The following is a 15085-nucleotide window of genomic DNA, read 5'->3' on the forward strand; positions in this document are numbered from 1 at the left end:
CCCGGCAGGCCGATATCTGATCTAAAAGCCTAGATGCACTCCGGATAGAACCACGTGACTACAATCACGTTGGTGTCCCAAAACCCGTCCCGGTTCAGTTTATCGAACCATTTGAAGCGCTTGCTGCCGTCGGAAAACGGCCGCTTGCCACCTTCAAATGCCCATAGAACTGGAAGCATTACACCAAAGCGCCCCCTAAAGCCAACCCGCAAGCCGCACCGGGTTCCCGACCAGGGATGCGAAAAGTTCAATGTTTTCAACGCATGGAGCGGGCGGAAGGTTCCATGCCGCCCATTTGAGAGGCATGGACATGGTTACCGGCGGCCGATTCGATCTCGGCCCAGGCCCGCTCCCGGGCCGCCTTGTCGCCGCTTGCGATGGCCAGTGCGGCGTCGGGATGGGCCATCCGATCGGTCACCGGCACCGGTCCGCACACGATCATGAAGAAGTCGTACGGAGCCGGCCGGTCATTGGCCATCACGAACTGGAAGTGGACGCGGAAGAACTGCCAGCGGAACGAGTCGTAATCCTCTTCCCTGACCAGATCGCGGAAACGAACTGCAACAATCCGCGGATTCCGTCTGGCCGCGCCGACATCGATGCCGTGGCTCAAGATCGGATCGAACTGGAAGAAGTTCATCACGTCCTTGCGCGCCTGGCAGTCGATCCAGTCGATCGAGGGCGCGATCGCGAGCTGCCGCAGGTGCTCGCGGAAATCTCTGGAAACGGAGTGATAGCCGACGATCGGGAAATTCCCGCCAATGGTCAGAAGCACCACGCGCGGTCCGCGCTCGCCGAGCGCGGGATCGAGCAGAAGCGCCCGCGCCAACAGCTCGGTGCCGAGGAACGATCCGGAACTGTGGCCGACGATAACGATTTCGTCGGCGTCCGTCGTGCGCGCGACATTGACGAGATGCTGCGCGAAGCGGTCGATCCGCCGGTCCCATTCCGGCCGTTCGCGATGCGAGAATTCCCAGGTCCAGATCGTGTCCGCCAGCAGATACAGCACATAGGTGCTGTTCTCGGTGTATTTCAGCATGACGCCGAGCAGCGCGATGAAGATCGCGACAGCGGTCGCAATGCTGATCGGCGCTGGAATACCGATCGCCGTCAGCCCCTTCTCGAACACGAACGCGACCGCGGCAACCAGCATCGCTTCCAGCAGCAGCACGATGTGCGGATAGGAGATGAAGGTCGCAAAGCGCCAGTTTGCCTTGGCAAAGCGCGCGATGGTGCCGGAGACGATCAGCCGCAAATAGATCCAGACCGCATGCAGCACCGTGCGCCAGATTGGGGATGCCAGATCGCGCTGGATGAAATCCTCAAAGCGCAGGAAATCGTAGGCGGTATGGGTCTGCCAGTCGTCGGCCCTGGTATCGACGGTCCAGGATGCGATCTCGTCATCGGCCGCGACCTTGGGCCGGCTGATCGTCGCGTTGACCTGATAGAGCCGGCCGAACTTGCGCAGCTCGGTCCGGAACATGCGGTAATATTGCGCCAGCCCGCGCGGATCGTAACCCTGGATATAAATGATATGGCGGTGCTGGACGCGCAACGAGATAACCCCCCTGAGGGCGCGACTATAGCAGGCCGCCTCCCGCGCCAAGAGCCAATTTGGCCGTAGCACGGCGCACGCAGCGCACAAATCGGCTGATTGTTGGCAGCTGTTGCCGGGGAAGCGCTACTGAACGTCGGCTGCTGGACGTCCGCTACTGAACGTCCACTACTGAACGTCTAGAGGCTCGGTGCCCGCGGCCTGGCCGGAGGCATCCGTGGTGATCTTGTCGACGCGGGCTTCCGCCTGGCGCAACAGTTCCTCGCAGCGCCGCTTCAGCGCCTCGCCGCGTTCATAGATCGCAACCGATTCCTCAAGCGGCACCTTGCCGTCCTCGAGCCGCTTCACGATCGATTCCAGTTCCTCGATCGCGCGTTCGAAGGAGAGCTTTTTCACGTCGGCTTGGGTGTTTTCGGCCATCTCATGTTCCCAGCTGCGCCCGTTCCCCGAGCGCAGAATCAATCGAATTTTTGCGGGCGTATTGTGGCGGGGATTCAAGCGCCCATCAATGCGGTGACGTGAGATGCCACCGACTCTTTCAGCCCCTGCAAATCATACCCGCCTTCCAGCACCGAGACCACGCGGCCGCCCGCGCTCCTGTCGGCGACGTCCATCAGCTTCCTGGTCACCCAGCCGAAATCCTCGCCCTTCAGGTTGATCGAGGCGAGGGGATCGCGGTGGTGCGCGTCGAAGCCGGCGGAGATGATGACGAGCTCGGGCGAGAATTTCGTAAGCTGCGGCAGGATCAGGTTCTCGAACGCCGAGCGGAATTTTGCGCTGCCATCCTCCGGCGCCAGCGGCGCGTTGACGATGGTGTCGTGCTCGCCGCGTTCGCCCAGCGCACCGGTGCCCGGAAACAGCGGCATCTGGTGCGTCGAGCAGTACATCACGGTCGGATCGGCCCAGAAGATGTCCTGCGTGCCGTTGCCATGATGAACGTCGAAATCGATGATCGCCGCGCGCTTGATGCCGTATTTGCGCTGCGCGTGGCGCGCCGCGATCGCGACATTGTCGAAGAAGCAGAAGCCCATCGGCGTCGACTTCTCGGCGTGGTGTCCGGGCGGCCGCACCGCGACGAAGGCGTTGTTGTGCTGGCCCTGCATCACCGCATCGGTCGCGGTCACCGCGCCGCCGACGCCGCGCATCACGGCTTCCCAGGTGCCCGGCGACATCGAGGTGTCGCCGTCGAGATAGATCATGCCGGACGTGGGCGCGACATGGCGCAACTCGCCGACATAATGCTCGCCATGGCAAAGCAGCACCGAATCCAGATTGCCTTCCGGCGCCTCGCCGCGCGTCAATCCCTTGAAACGATCTTCGCCGAGCACCTCGGCGACCGCGCGCAGCCGGTCGGGCCGTTCAGGGTGGCCGGGCGGCGTGAGGTGATTGAGGCAGGCGGTGTGCGTCAGCAGCAGTGTCATGCAAATTCCCGGCGCAAACCGATGCGCGTTCCAGTCGGGGCTAATCTAGGCCGTTACCGGCCGCCCGGAAAGGCCTGAGTTCGTTCTCCGTCATTGCGAGCGCAGCGAAGCAATCCATTCTTCCGCACGCTCGGTGACAATGGATTGCTTCGCTGCGCTCGCAATGACAACGGCTCAATTGATCCTGAGAATGCGATGTCCCGCGGCCGGGCTGACCGGATTGTTGGCCTGGAAGAAGGCATAGAGCGCATCGACGTCATAGATGCCGAACCGTTGCGCCGTGCCGTGCGTGAACACGGTAAAACCGTCGCCGCCGTCGGCGAGATAGTTGTTGACGGTAACGCGATAGCTCGCAGCCAGATCGATCGTCTTGCCGTCGAGCGCCATCTTCTCAGTGACGATGCGGCTGCCGTCCGGCTTGCTCGCGTCCCATGTGAAGGAAAATCCCTTCGAGACCTGCAGGATCCGCGGCCGCTTCGGATCGGTCCATTGCTGCTCCAGCATGTCCTTCAGCTGCTGGCCGGTCAGCGTCATCGTGACGAGCTGATTGCGGAACGGCTGGCTGGCGAAGATGTCGGCATAGGTCACCGCGCCGTCCTCGCGGCGGACGATGTCGGTGCGCACGCCGCCGGGATTGGTGAAGGCGATCACGGCGCCGCCGTTCGCTTCAGCCGAGGTCGCCGCGAGCTGCGCATCGGCGACGATATCGCCGAGCACGCTTTCGCCTGATTCATTCGGCGTGCGCGACAGCGTCTCCGTCACCGCGCCCGCGGCGCGATTGGCGATGGGGGCGGCGAGCCGGTCATAGGCTTCGAGCAGCGCGCTCTGCTCGGGATCCTTCGGCGTATTGAGCCGCACGATGGTATTGTCGGCCTTGGCGCTGATCACGTCCTTGGTGGCCGGATCGAGCTGCAGGTCGATCGCGGTGACCAGCGTGCCATATTTGTCGCCCGAGGTGACGAGACGTCCGTCGATCTCGCAGACATAGGCCTGATGGGTGTGGCCGGAGATCACGAGGTCGACCGCGCGATCGAACTTCTTGACGATGTCGACGATCGGCCCGGAGATGCCCGGGCAATCATTATAGTCGCCGGTCGGAAAGCCGCCCTCGTGGATCAGCACCACGATCGCTTCAACGCCCTTTGCTTTCAACTCCGGCACCAGCGCGTTCACCGTCGCAGCCTCGTCGCGGAATTCGAGCCCTGCGACGCCGGACGGCGAAACCAGGTTCGGCGTGTTCTTCAAGGTCAGCCCGATGAAGGCGACCGGAATGCCGTCGAACGTCTTGATCTCGTAGGGCGGAAATACGGTCTTGCCCGCCGCCTTGTCGAACGTGCTGGCGGCGAGGTAGCGGAATTTGGCGCCGGTGAAGGGATGCGGGCCCTGGCACTTGTCGGTCGGATGACAGCCGCCATTCTGCATCCGCAGCAACTCGTCCTTGCCCTCGTCGAATTCGTGATTGCCGACCGAGGAGATCGCAAGTCCCATCATCGACAGCGACTCGATGGTCGGCTCGTCATGGAACATCGCCGACAGGAACGGGCTCGCGCCGATCAGATCGCCGGCCGCGACGAAGATGTTGTTCGCATGAGCGCAACTGCTTGACGATGGTCGCCATCCGCTCGGCGCCGCCGGCGGGCACCACGACCTTCTTCGCGTGGTCGGCGGGATCGCTGATGCGGATGCCGCCGGGCGGGGGCCGCAGATAGCCGTGGAAGTCGTTGATCGCGAGGATGCGCAGATTGACGGGCGCCGTGCCCTCGGCGCGGACAGGACCGGCAACCAGGGCAAGCGACAGGATGGCGGCGGCGAGGGCAGGCGGGCGGGTCATCACGCGTCCATGGAACACGTACCCATGACGCAGCGCCACTACATTCTTGCGACGGCCCCGTTCAATCCTTCGTGCGCTCGACGAATCCCTTGAAGGCGGCGATCGCTTCCGTCGAGCGCATCCGCTCGGTGAACAGATGGTTCTCCTGGTCGATCCGCCGCGTGACGTCCTCGGGCGGCAGGCGGATCAGCCGCCGCGAGATCGCCACCGCCTCCGCCGGCAGCGCGCAGATCTCACGCGCCACCTTCTTTGCCTCGACCTCGGCATGGCCCGCCGCCACCACCGTGTTGACGAAGCCCGCCACGCGGGCGTCGTCGGCGGTCATGGTGCGCCCCATCACCAGCATCGCAAAGGCGCGCTGATGGCCCATGCAGCGCGGCATCAGCAGGCTCGAGGCGCCTTCCGGCACCAGGCCGTAATTGCTGAAAGGTGTCGAGAAGCTCGCCGCTTTGCTGGCCAGCACGTAGTCGCAATGGAACAGCATGGTGGTGCCGATGCCGATCGCGACGCCGTCGACGGCGGCGATGATCGGCTTGACGTTGTGCGCCAGCGAATACAGCAGCTTGACCAGGTTCGAGGCGCGCGGCTGATCGGAAGTACCCTCGTTGAGCAGATCCTCGATGTCATTGCCCGCGGTGAAGACGCCGGAGCCGCCGGTCACGATCAGGCAGCGGATATTCGGATTGTTCTGCGCCTTGTCGATCGCATCGCTCACCGCGCGATACATGTCCTGGGTGAAGGCGTTCTTCTTCTCCGGACGGCGCAGCCTGATCACCCGCGTGGCGGCTTCATCGGTGACTATGACGTGCTCGGTCATCAGGCGGTTCCCCGGGGCGCGCGGCGGGCGGCATCGTTGCCGCCGGCCGGCTTTCTGACATTATCCTTACATGAACCGACACCGGCCCCAAGCGTCGGCCGCGAATTTTCCCGCCATGCGACCATGAGGAGAGCGCAATGCAGTTAACCGGCATTCACCATCTGACGGCGATTTCGGCGCGACCGCGCGACAACCTCGCCTTCTATACCGGCATGCTCGGCATGCGCCTGGTCAAGAAGACCGTGAACCAGGACAATGTCAGCGCCTACCATCTGTTCTACGCCGACGGCGAGGCGCGGCCGGGCACCGACCTCACCTTCTTCGATTTCCCGGTTCCCTCCGAACGCCGCGGCACCAACGCGATTTCACGCACGGGTCTGCGCGTCGCGGGCGAAGCGAGCCTCGGCTACTGGCGGGATCGCCTGAAAGCGGCCGGCGGCACCACCGGCGATGTCATCGAGGTCGACGGCCGGCTGACCCTGCCGTTCGAGGATGGCGAAGGCCAGCGCCTGGTGCTGGTCGACGATGGGGGCGCCGGCACGGCTTCGCCTTGGGCGCGCAGTCCCGTGCCGGCGGAGCATCAGATCCGCGGCCTCGGTCCGATCGTGCTGACCGTGCACGACCTGTCGCGCACATCGGCGGTGTTGACCGACGTCATGAACATGCGCCGCGTGCGCGATTATGCCGCACACGGCGCGCACATCCACGTCTTCGACATGGGCGAAGGCGGTCTCGCCGCCGAGCTGCATGTGATCGAGGACAAGGCCTCGCCGATGACCCGGCAGGGCGCCGGCGGCGTCCATCATGTTGCCTTCCGCACGCCTGACGAGACGCAGTATCACGGCTGGACCGAACATTTGAGCAAGCTCGGCATCCGCCACTCCGGCGAGATCGACCGCTTCTATTTCCGCAGCCTGTATTTCCGCGAGCCCAACGGCATCCTGTTCGAGATCGCCACCGACGGCCCGGGCTTCGCGAGCGACGAGCCGATGGACAAGCTCGGCGAGAAACTCGCCCTGCCGCCGTTCCTCGAACCGCGGCGCGCCGCGATCGAGGCGGGGCTGAAGCCGATCGAATGACGCGCACATGACATTGTCGGACCGCGACACCGAAATTTTTACGCGCGACGGCGCGTTGCGACTGGCATCGGCGCTGAACGCGGCGTCGCTCGGTGAGCTCGCGCACGCGCTCGACGATATTCCGCTGCATCACGCCGGCACCCGGCTGCACGGCGTGGCTGCACTCGATCCATTTCTCGCGACGTCAGGTCCCGTCGGTGCGGTGGCCGCTGCCGCGATCGGCGCGGCGGCACGGCCGGTGCGGGCGCTGCTGTTCGACAAGACCGCGTCGGCGAATTGGTCGGTGCCCTGGCACCAGGATCGCACCATCCCGGTGGTCGAGCGCGTCGAGGTCGCGGGCTTTGGTCCGTGGACGATGAAGAGTGGCCTGCTGCACGTCGCGCCGCCTTTCACGGTGCTCGCGAAGATGGTGACATTGCGCGTGCATCTCGACGCGGTGCCCGAGACCAACGCACCGCTCCTGATCGCGCCCGGCTCGCATCGGCTTGGGCAAATCAGGGAGCGTGACGTGAAGGACGTCGTGCAACGATGCGGTACCGCGGTGTGCGAGGCGGAGCCCGGCGACATCTGGCTGTATTCCACGCCGATCCTGCACGCCTCCGAGGTGGCTCGCGCGCCACGGCATCGTCGGGTGCTGCAGGTCGATTTCGCGGCGGACGATCTGCCCGGCGGCCTCACATGGCTCGGCGTGTGACACTGCGTTGACCCAGATCAAGCCCCGCGCCTTTCGGCAAGAAAGACTCAAATCCCGGTTGCATCTCGCTCTCCCGTTAGCGAAACTTCTCCCATCCCGCGCGCCACCTACGATCGCGAGACCGTCATGCCTGGTTGTATACGACGAGCCCTCATCCTCTGCGCCGCAATGCTCGGCATGCTCGTTGCGGGGAACCCGCCCGCGCAGGCGCAGACTCTGAAAGCCGTCAAGGAACGCGGCACGCTCAACTGCGGCGTGGGGCAGGGGTTGCTCGGTTTCTCGAGCCGGGATGACAAGGGCAGCTGGACCGGCTTCGACGTCGATATCTGCCGCGCGGTCGCGGCCGCCGTGCTCGGCGATCCCGCCAGGGTGGCGTTCACGCCGCTCGATGCAGGAAGCCGCTTCGCAGCGCTGCAATCCGGCCAGATCGATGTGCTGTCGCGCAACTCGACCTGGACGATGTCGCGCGAGACATCACTCAACCTGCTGTTCGCCGGCGTCGCCTATTATGACGGCCAGGGTTTCCTGCTGCGCCGGGAGAGCGGCGTCGATACCGCGCTGCAGCTCGGCGGCAAGACCATCTGCGTGCAGGCCGATACGACCACCGCGCTCAATCTGGCGGATTATTTCCGCGTCAACGAGATGGCGCTGAAGGTGCTGGCGCTCGCCACCGCCGAGGAGAGCCGGAAAGCCTATGACGATCGCAAATGCGACGTGCTGACCAGCGACGTCTCGCAGCTCTACGCCGAGCGGCTCAAGCTCGCAGCACCCGACGGCCAGGTCATCCTGCCGGAAGTGATTTCAAAGGAGCCGCTCGGGCCGGTGGTGCGCCAGGGCGACGATCAGTGGTTCAACCTGATCAAGTGGACGCTCTATGCGCTGATCAACGCCGAGGAGCTCGGCGTGAAGTCGACCACGATCGACGACGCGTTGAAATCGTCGGATCCCAATATCCGCCGCCTGCTCGGCGTCGAGGGCGAGTTCGGCACGCAGCTCGGTCTCTCCAACGACTGGGCCGTGCGCGCCATTCGCGCGACCGGCAATTACGGCGAGATCTATGAGCGGAACATCGGCACGCAATCGCGGCTCAGCATCCCGCGCGGACTGAACGCGCTGTGGTCGAAAGGCGGCATCCAGTACGCGCCGCCGGTCAGGTAAGTCTAAGGCAAGTCTTGGGGGTGACCCATGGACGTGGATTATTTCGTGGTGCTGTCGAGGGCGGTCGCGGGCAAGGACGCAGCCGCGCGCGACAAGATCTACGGCGACGCGCACGCGCTGCTCCGGCGATCGCGCCTCTCGCGCGAAGCCGTCGCGGCGCACACCGCCGCACTCGAGGCCGCCATCGGGCGGATCGAGGACCAGCTCGCCGACGATCAGTCGGAGCGGGCGGCGGAAGTCCAGGAGGTTCTGTCATCGGGCGGAAGCCGCGCACCACTCTTCGCCGGCATCGCCGCGCTGGCGGCCGTCGTGATCGCGGCGGGCCTCGGCTACTACATCTACATCGCAACGCGAGGCGAAGGCACCGGCACCGTTGCCAGGGTAACGACGACATCGCCGAAGGCCGCGCGCGCCAGCGAAGATGCCGTGGTGGCGGACCTGAGTCCCGGCACCGACGGCGGATCGACCGGCGCCGGCCTGCCGTTCGCGCTGCAGCGGCAGGTGGTGTTCTATCGCACCACCATCGTTCCCGGCTCGATCGTGATCGACCGCGACAACCGCTTCCTCTACCTGATCGACGCCAACAATTCCGCGCGCCGCTACGGCATCGGCATCGCGCAGGAATGCCTCAAGGGCGGCAGCTTCTTCAAGGTCACCAACAAGATGGAATGGCCGGACTGGAAGGCCGCCGACAAGAAGGACGCGGGCTCGCTGCTCGCGTCTGCCGGCCAACCCGGCAGCCTGCTCGGCGCCCGCGCGCTGCTGCTCGACAAGCCCGGGCTCCTGATCCACGGCACCAACTCGCCGAAGACCATCGGCCATCTCGTCGCGAGCGGATGCATCCGCCTCGTCAACGACGACGTCGAGGATCTGTACCGGCGCGTGTCGCTGGACACACGCGTGGTGTTCGTGAGCTAGCTGCCGCTGCACAATTGCGCGGGGAAACGCAGGGCCGCCGCGTCGGCGTCCTCACTTCAAGGCGACGGCGATCTTGTGTCCGAGATGGCCGGTCTGGTGATCGCGGCGAAGCTGGCTCAGCGACGTCTCGTTGAGATTGATCAGAACGTCGCTCAGTTTCTCGGTGTCGGGATAGCCGGCGGCAAAGCTCCGCCCGTAGATCTTCCGCAAGGTCCCAAGGGCCGTGGTTCCGTGCGCGCCCCTGATTTCGGCGTCTTTGCTGTGCAGATTGTCCGGGCCTGCCTTGCTCATGCTGCTCTCCCTGGTGGCCGCAGCCGATAGCATCCGCCTCAAGCAATCAAATGGCAACTCACCAATATTCGATGGCTATTCGTTGCGTGTTGGGTCAATGCTGGTCCTGAACGGATTTCGTTGCGGTGGTTGCGTGCTGATTTCGTTCCACGAGCCCACGCGCGACGGAGCCACAAGCTTCATTGCACTGCGGCACGGTCCACGCGACAGCGGCGGTCGTACCCCGCAGGTCGACACATGTCATATGCTTACAAGCTGAACGAAGACGTCCTCCATCAGCGCCAGGGCCCGCAAGGACGTGCGGAAACCGAGCCGCAGAGGATCTACACCATCGTTCAACGCATGCCGATCGAAGCGGATGGACGCCTGAGATATCGCATCAAGAGCAAATCGGAGAATGTCGAACGCGTCGTGACGGAAGATGAGCTGTCGTATTGTCAGTGATGTGACGCGCTTGGAGATGGCAGGAATCGAATGACGTCGACCGAACGGGAAAAGGTCTTGAGCGCGCTTCGCGAGAAGCCGCTCAAGCTCTACGAAATCATGCGACGCACCAACATTGCGAACGAAGAAGCCTGCCAATCGCTGCTGCTGAAAATGCGCGATGAAGGTCTGGTGAAGTTCGACATCCACAAGGGGCGGTGGCACCTCGGCTGATCGAGGCGGCCGACGACGGCCGCGGCATCACGCCTTCCGGCACTTCCGCAAACCGCGCCTGAGCACATCGCGCTCGCGATTTGTTCAGCACTCGTAAGAAACATTCCGCTTCCCTCCGAATTCAAATCCTTGGCTCGGCAGCTGTCGGCCGCGCGTCGTCGTGCGCGCGAGTTCCCATGCGAACAGGGAGAGCGGCATGCAAATTCGCGGCGGTTTGGAACTATCTCGTCGCCATCTGTTGATTGGGGGAGCCGCTTCGCTGGCGGCGTCCCACGTCGCGCCGGCACAAGCGGCGGCGAGCCCATCTGCACCCTCCGGAGCGCCCGTGATGACAAGAGTGTCCTTTGACGTGAACGGCAAGGCCTGCGCGCTCGAGCTCGACACGCGCACCACGTTGCTCGATGCGCTGCGCGAGCATCTGCATCTGACCGGTACCAAGAAAGGCTGCGATCACGGCCAGTGCGGCGCCTGCACCGTGATCGTCGACGGACGGCGGATCAATGCATGCCTGACGCTCGCGGTGATGCACGAGGGCGACGAGATCACCACCATCGAAGGTCTCGGCAAGCCCGACAAGATGCATCCGATGCAGGCCGCGTTCGTCAGTCATGACGGCTATCAATGCGGCTATTGCACGCCGGGCCAGATCTGCTCGGCGGTTGCCGTGCTCGACGAGGTCAAGGCCGGCATTCCCAGCCACGCGACATCCGACCTGAACGCCACGCCGCAGCTGACCAATGCCGAGCTGCGCGAGCGCATGAGCGGCAACATCTGCCGCTGCGGCGCCTATTCCAACATTGCGGAAGCGATCGCTGAGGTCGCGGGGAGGAGCGCATGAGAGCCTTCACTTATGAGCGGGCGCATTCGCCGGCTGAGGCCGCTGACGTTGCCGCACGCACCGCTAACGCAAAATTCATCGCAGGCGGCACCAATCTGCTCGACCTGATGAAGCTCGAGATCGAGACGCCCTCGCATCTGATCGACGTCAACGGCCTCGCGCTGGATCGGATCGAAGCGACCCCCGAAGGTGGTTTGCGGATCGGCGCGCTGGTGCGCAACACCGATCTCGCCGCCGACGCCAGGGTGCGCCGCGATTACGCCGTGCTGTCGCGCGCGCTGCTCGCGGGCGCCTCCGGCCAGCTGCGAAATAAGGCGACGACATCGGGCAACCTGCTGCAGCGGACGCGCTGTCCCTATTTCTACGACACCAACCAGCCCTGCAACAAACGCGCGCCCGGCAGCGGCTGCGCTGCGATCGGCGGCTTCAGCCGCCAGCATGCGGTGGTCGGCGTCAGCGATGCCTGCATCGCGACCCATCCGAGCGACATGGCGGTCGCGATGCGCGCGCTCGATGCGGTCATCGAGACCGTGCGGCCCGACGGCACCACGCGCGGCATTCCGATCGCGGAATTCTATCGTCTGCCTGGCGACACGCCGCAGCTCGAGACCGTGCTGCAGGCCGGCGAACTGATCACCGCGGTGACGCTGCCAAAGCCGGTCGGCGGCACGCAGGCCTATCGCAAGGTCCGCGACCGCGCCTCCTATGCGTTCGCGCTGGTCTCGGTCGCCGCGATCGTGCAGCGCGACGGCACCGGCCGTGTCGCGCTCGGCGGTGTCGCGCACAAGCCGTGGCGCCTCGATGCCGCGGAGGCCGAGTTGCCGCGTGGCGCCAAGGCCGTTGCGAGGGGCCTGTTCGTCGATGCGCATCCGACCGAACACAATGCATTCAAGCTGCCGCTGGCCGAGCGAACGCTGGCCGCGGTGCTTCGCGACGCGAGGGCTTAACGTCATGAAGTTCGAACATCCCGCCACGTTCAACCCGATCGACCAGCTCAAGGTGGTCGGCCATCCGACCAGCCGGATCGAGGGACCGCTGAAGACCACCGGCACCGCGCCTTATGCTTATGAGCGGCATGACGTCGTGGCGAACCAGGCCTATGGCCATGTGATCGGCTCCGCGATCGGCAAGGGACGCATCGCGTCGATGGATTTGCGCGCCGCCAAGGCCGCGCCCGGCGTGCTCGCGATCGTCACCGCTGACAATGCCGGCAAGCTTGACAAGGGCGAGCGCAATGCGGCGCCGCTGCTCGGTGGCCCCGAGATCGCGCATTATCATCAGGCCGTCGCCGTCGTCGTCGCCGAGACGTTTGAGCAGGCGCGCGCCGCCTCCCAGCTGGTGCGCATCGATTATGAGAAGGAAGACGGTAAATTCGATCTCGCCGCGGGCCGGGACAAGTCCAGCGTGCCCGATCCCAAGATCGGCGGTCCCGCCGATACGGCGATCGGCAGCTTCGCATCCGCTTTCGCGGCATCGCCGGTGCAGCTCGATGCCACCTACACCACGCCCGATGAGAGCCACGCGATGATGGAGCCGCATGCGTCGATCGCGGCCTGGGACGGCGACAAGCTCACGATCTGGACCTCGAACCAGATGATCGCCTGGGGCGTCACGGATCTCGCAAAGACGCTTGGCATGCCCAAAGAGAACGTCCGCCTGATCTCGCCCTATATCGGCGGCGGGTTTGGCGGCAAGCTGTTCCTGCGCGCCGACATCTTGATGGCAGCGCTTGGCGCGCGCGCGGCGAAGCGGCCGGTCAAGGTCGCACTGCAGCGGCCGCTGATGTTCAACAACACGACGCACCGGCCGGCGACGATCCAGCGCATCCGGCTCGGCGCCAACAGAGACGGCACCATTGCCGCGATTGGTCATGAGAGCTGGTCGGGCAATGTCGAGGGCGGCGAGCCCGACATGGCAGTGAGCCAGTCGCGGCTGCTCTATGCCGGCGCCAACCGGATGACCGCGACCCGGTTTGCCGGCCTCGATCTGCCCGAAGGCAATGCGATGCGCGCGCCCGGCGAGGCCTCCGGCATGATGGCGCTGGAGATCGCGGTCGACGAGCTCGCCGAAAAGCTTGGCATGGATCCGGTCGCACTGCGGATCAAGAACGACACCCAGGTCGATCCGGAGCATCCGGAGCGGCCGTTCTCGCAACGCCAGTTCATCGAATGCCTGCAGACCGGCGCCGAGCGCTTCGGCTGGAGCCAGCGCAAGCCGCAACCGGGCCAGGTTCGCGACGGACGCTGGCTGATCGGTATGGGCATGGCCGCGGCGTTCCGCAACAATCTCCTGACCAAATCGGCCGCGCGCGTGCGGCTCGATCGCGACGGCATCGTCACCGTCGAGACCGACATGACCGATATCGGCACCGGCAGCTACACCATCATTGCGCAGACCGCAGCCGAGATGATGGGTGTGCCCTTGGAGAAGGTCGCGGTGCATCTCGGCGATTCCGACTTCCCTGTGTCCTGCGGCTCCGGCGGGCAGTTCGGTGGCAACAATTCCACTGCTGGCGTCTATGCCGCCTGCGTCAAGCTGCGCGAGGCCATCGCGCAAAAGCTCGGCTTCAATTCCGACGAGGCGGTGTTTGCCGACGGCTTGGTCTCCTCAGGCAATCGCAGCGTGCCCTTGGCGCAGGCCGCCGGCAATGACGGCCTGATGGCCGAGGACGGCATCGAATACGGCGATCTCGCCAAGACCCATCAGCAATCGACTTTCGGCGCGCATTTCGTCGAGGTCGGCGTCGATGCCGACACTGCGGAGATCCGCGTGCGGCGGATGCTTGCCGTCTGTGCCGCGGGCCGTATCCTCAATCCGAAGGCGGCGCGCAGCCAGGTGATCGGCGCCATGACCATGGGCGTCGGCGCTGCGCTGATGGAGGAACTCGTGGTCGACACCCGTCAGGGCTTCTTCGTCAATCACGACCTCGCCGGTTACGAAGTGCCGGTTCATGCCGACATCCCGCACCAGGACATGATCTTCCTCGACGAGACCGATCCGATGTCCTCGCCGATGAAAGCCAAGGGCGTCGCCGAACTCGGCATCTGCGGCGTCGCCGCCGCCGTGGCCAATGCGGTGTACAACGCGACCGGCGTCCGCGTGCGGGAGTATCCGATTACGCTGGACAAGCTGTTGGCCCGGATGCCAGAGGTGGGGTAGCTAGCGTAGGGCGCCCCCGCCTACATTGGACTCACTGATTTGCCCGACGGCGCAAGGCTTCCAGGCAAAAGATTCCTCTTTACACGAACTTCCGATTATGCTAACAATGTGCCCATCTCACCCTCTGAGGGGCGTTGCGCAACGTCAGGAACGCGGGTCGGGATGCGGTGGACGCCGAGTGTGCAACTGACGTGTGCATGCAAGGCGTACGGTGAAGTCGTGTGGGCCTGCCGCCCCGATGTTGGTGGTAAGCTCGTGAGAGGCCTAAAGCCGCTCGCGGATGATGGTGGCACAAAAGCAGAGTCTCACCAGGGCGAGCACGTATAAGCCGTAAGACCATCGCGCAGGGAAGGCCGGCGTGCCTCCGCTGCATTTGTATGCCCGTGTGCGCCACTTTCTCCCCATTGCGCACGGGACCGCGGGTGCAGCGTGCACCCGGTCTTCCCTGCGCCCTCTTTCAGGAGAGAGGGCGGAACGAACGGAAAAACTCGGGCAAATCATGTCGCGAGAATGCGAAGCTGCGAGTTGTTGAGATTGCTGCGCACCACAGACTCGTCGTCCTGGCGAAAGCCTTGACCCATTACCACGAGTGTGAATTGTTGCGCGACGCTCGGGCCACGATCCCTTTCACTACAAAACTCGGTGGTTATGGGTCCTGGCTTTCGCC

The 15085-nt window shown here is 64.6% G+C and carries 14 protein-coding genes and 1 pseudogene; 9 read left to right on the forward strand and 6 right to left on the reverse strand.

Going from position 1 to position 15085, the window contains the following annotated elements; translation table 11 throughout:
- Positions 1-256 precede the first annotated feature (256 nt).
- From JQ604_RS04370 to JQ604_RS04390, 5 genes and pseudogenes are all read right to left on the reverse strand, one after another.
- The gene (locus JQ604_RS04370) at positions 257-1555 is read right to left on the reverse strand and encodes an alpha/beta fold hydrolase (protein WP_212353499.1); all 1299 of its coding nucleotides are present in this window, start codon (positions 1553-1555) and stop codon (positions 257-259) included.
- Positions 1556-1723: 168 nt separating this feature from the next.
- Positions 1724-1975 carry an exodeoxyribonuclease VII small subunit gene (locus JQ604_RS04375; protein ID WP_212353500.1) on the reverse strand — a complete coding sequence of 84 codons (252 nt, stop codon included), beginning with the start codon at positions 1973-1975 and terminating at the stop codon, positions 1724-1726.
- A gap of 74 nt (positions 1976-2049) precedes the next feature.
- Entirely contained in the window at positions 2050-2976 is a 927-nt protein-coding gene (locus JQ604_RS04380) for a histone deacetylase family protein (protein ID WP_212353501.1), read from the reverse strand.
- A 174-nt stretch (positions 2977-3150) separates the two neighbouring features.
- Positions 3151-4807, reverse strand: a pseudogene (locus JQ604_RS04385) (bifunctional metallophosphatase/5'-nucleotidase).
- 61 nt (positions 4808-4868) lie between these two features.
- On the reverse strand, positions 4869-5624 hold the full coding sequence (locus JQ604_RS04390; protein WP_212353502.1) for a crotonase/enoyl-CoA hydratase family protein: 756 nt from the start codon (positions 5622-5624) through the stop codon (positions 4869-4871).
- A gap of 137 nt (positions 5625-5761) precedes the next feature.
- On the opposite strand from JQ604_RS04390, the gene JQ604_RS04395 reads away from it, so the two are divergent.
- The 4 genes from JQ604_RS04395 to JQ604_RS04410 all read left to right on the forward strand — a co-directional run bounded on the left by JQ604_RS04395 (position 5762) and on the right by JQ604_RS04410 (position 9473).
- On the forward strand, positions 5762-6703 hold the full coding sequence (locus JQ604_RS04395; RefSeq protein WP_212353503.1) for a ring-cleaving dioxygenase: 942 nt from the start codon (positions 5762-5764) through the stop codon (positions 6701-6703).
- Between the two features lie 7 nt (positions 6704-6710).
- Positions 6711-7397: a phytanoyl-CoA dioxygenase family protein gene (locus JQ604_RS04400; protein ID WP_212353504.1), complete on the forward strand. Its 687-nt coding sequence runs from the start codon at positions 6711-6713 to the stop codon at positions 7395-7397.
- Between the two features lie 168 nt (positions 7398-7565).
- Positions 7566-8555: an amino acid ABC transporter substrate-binding protein gene (locus JQ604_RS04405; RefSeq protein WP_212353902.1), complete on the forward strand. Its 990-nt coding sequence runs from the start codon at positions 7566-7568 to the stop codon at positions 8553-8555.
- A 27-nt stretch (positions 8556-8582) separates the two neighbouring features.
- The gene (locus JQ604_RS04410; protein ID WP_212353506.1) at positions 8583-9473 is read left to right on the forward strand and encodes a L,D-transpeptidase; all 891 of its coding nucleotides are present in this window, start codon (positions 8583-8585) and stop codon (positions 9471-9473) included.
- Between the two features lie 51 nt (positions 9474-9524).
- On the opposite strand, the gene JQ604_RS04415 is transcribed toward JQ604_RS04410, so the two are convergent.
- Complete coding sequence (locus JQ604_RS04415; RefSeq protein WP_212353508.1) at positions 9525-9764, reverse strand: hypothetical protein; 240 nt, start codon at positions 9762-9764, stop codon at positions 9525-9527.
- Positions 9765-10001: 237 nt separating this feature from the next.
- On the opposite strand from JQ604_RS04415, the gene JQ604_RS04420 reads away from it, so the two are divergent.
- From JQ604_RS04420 to paoC, 5 genes are all read left to right on the forward strand, one after another.
- Positions 10002-10208: a hypothetical protein gene (locus tag JQ604_RS04420; protein WP_212353511.1), complete on the forward strand. Its 207-nt coding sequence runs from the start codon at positions 10002-10004 to the stop codon at positions 10206-10208.
- 30 nt (positions 10209-10238) lie between these two features.
- The gene (locus JQ604_RS04425; protein WP_212353513.1) at positions 10239-10421 is read left to right on the forward strand and encodes a hypothetical protein; all 183 of its coding nucleotides are present in this window, start codon (positions 10239-10241) and stop codon (positions 10419-10421) included.
- A gap of 196 nt (positions 10422-10617) precedes the next feature.
- On the forward strand, positions 10618-11259 hold the full coding sequence (paoA, locus tag JQ604_RS04430; RefSeq protein ID WP_212353516.1) for an aldehyde dehydrogenase iron-sulfur subunit PaoA: 642 nt from the start codon (positions 10618-10620) through the stop codon (positions 11257-11259).
- Complete coding sequence (locus JQ604_RS04435) at positions 11256-12206, forward strand: FAD binding domain-containing protein (RefSeq protein ID WP_212353518.1); 951 nt, start codon at positions 11256-11258, stop codon at positions 12204-12206. The genes paoA and JQ604_RS04435 overlap by 4 nt, the downstream gene beginning before the upstream one ends.
- Before the next feature lie 4 nt (positions 12207-12210).
- The gene (gene paoC, locus JQ604_RS04440) at positions 12211-14418 is read left to right on the forward strand and encodes an aldehyde oxidoreductase molybdenum-binding subunit PaoC (protein WP_212353520.1); all 2208 of its coding nucleotides are present in this window, start codon (positions 12211-12213) and stop codon (positions 14416-14418) included.
- Positions 14419-15085 lie beyond the last annotated feature (667 nt).

It is taken from the genome of Bradyrhizobium jicamae, from assembly GCF_018130695.1.
Classification (GTDB): Bacteria; Pseudomonadota; Alphaproteobacteria; order Rhizobiales; family Xanthobacteraceae; genus Bradyrhizobium; species Bradyrhizobium jicamae_B.

Coding starts and splice junctions, on each gene's coding strand:
- paoA (WP_212353516.1), top strand. CDS start 10,618: ATGCAAATTCGCGGCGGTTTGGAACTATCTCGTCGCCATCTGTTGATT.
- JQ604_RS04425 (WP_212353513.1), top strand. CDS start 10,239: ATGACGTCGACCGAACGGGAAAAGGTCTTGAGCGCGCTTCGCGAGAAG.
- JQ604_RS04400 (WP_212353504.1), top strand. CDS start 6,711: ATGACATTGTCGGACCGCGACACCGAAATTTTTACGCGCGACGGCGCG.
- JQ604_RS04390 (WP_212353502.1), bottom strand. CDS start 5,624: ATGACCGAGCACGTCATAGTCACCGATGAAGCCGCCACGCGGGTGATC.
- JQ604_RS04380 (WP_212353501.1), bottom strand. CDS start 2,976: ATGACACTGCTGCTGACGCACACCGCCTGCCTCAATCACCTCACGCCG.
- paoC (WP_212353520.1), top strand. CDS start 12,211: ATGAAGTTCGAACATCCCGCCACGTTCAACCCGATCGACCAGCTCAAG.
- JQ604_RS04375 (WP_212353500.1), bottom strand. CDS start 1,975: ATGGCCGAAAACACCCAAGCCGACGTGAAAAAGCTCTCCTTCGAACGC.
- JQ604_RS04405 (WP_212353902.1), top strand. CDS start 7,566: ATGCTCGGCATGCTCGTTGCGGGGAACCCGCCCGCGCAGGCGCAGACT.
- JQ604_RS04420 (WP_212353511.1), top strand. CDS start 10,002: ATGTCATATGCTTACAAGCTGAACGAAGACGTCCTCCATCAGCGCCAG.
- JQ604_RS04395 (WP_212353503.1), top strand. CDS start 5,762: ATGCAGTTAACCGGCATTCACCATCTGACGGCGATTTCGGCGCGACCG.
- JQ604_RS04415 (WP_212353508.1), bottom strand. CDS start 9,764: ATGAGCAAGGCAGGCCCGGACAATCTGCACAGCAAAGACGCCGAAATC.
- JQ604_RS04435 (WP_212353518.1), top strand. CDS start 11,256: ATGAGAGCCTTCACTTATGAGCGGGCGCATTCGCCGGCTGAGGCCGCT.
- JQ604_RS04410 (WP_212353506.1), top strand. CDS start 8,583: ATGGACGTGGATTATTTCGTGGTGCTGTCGAGGGCGGTCGCGGGCAAG.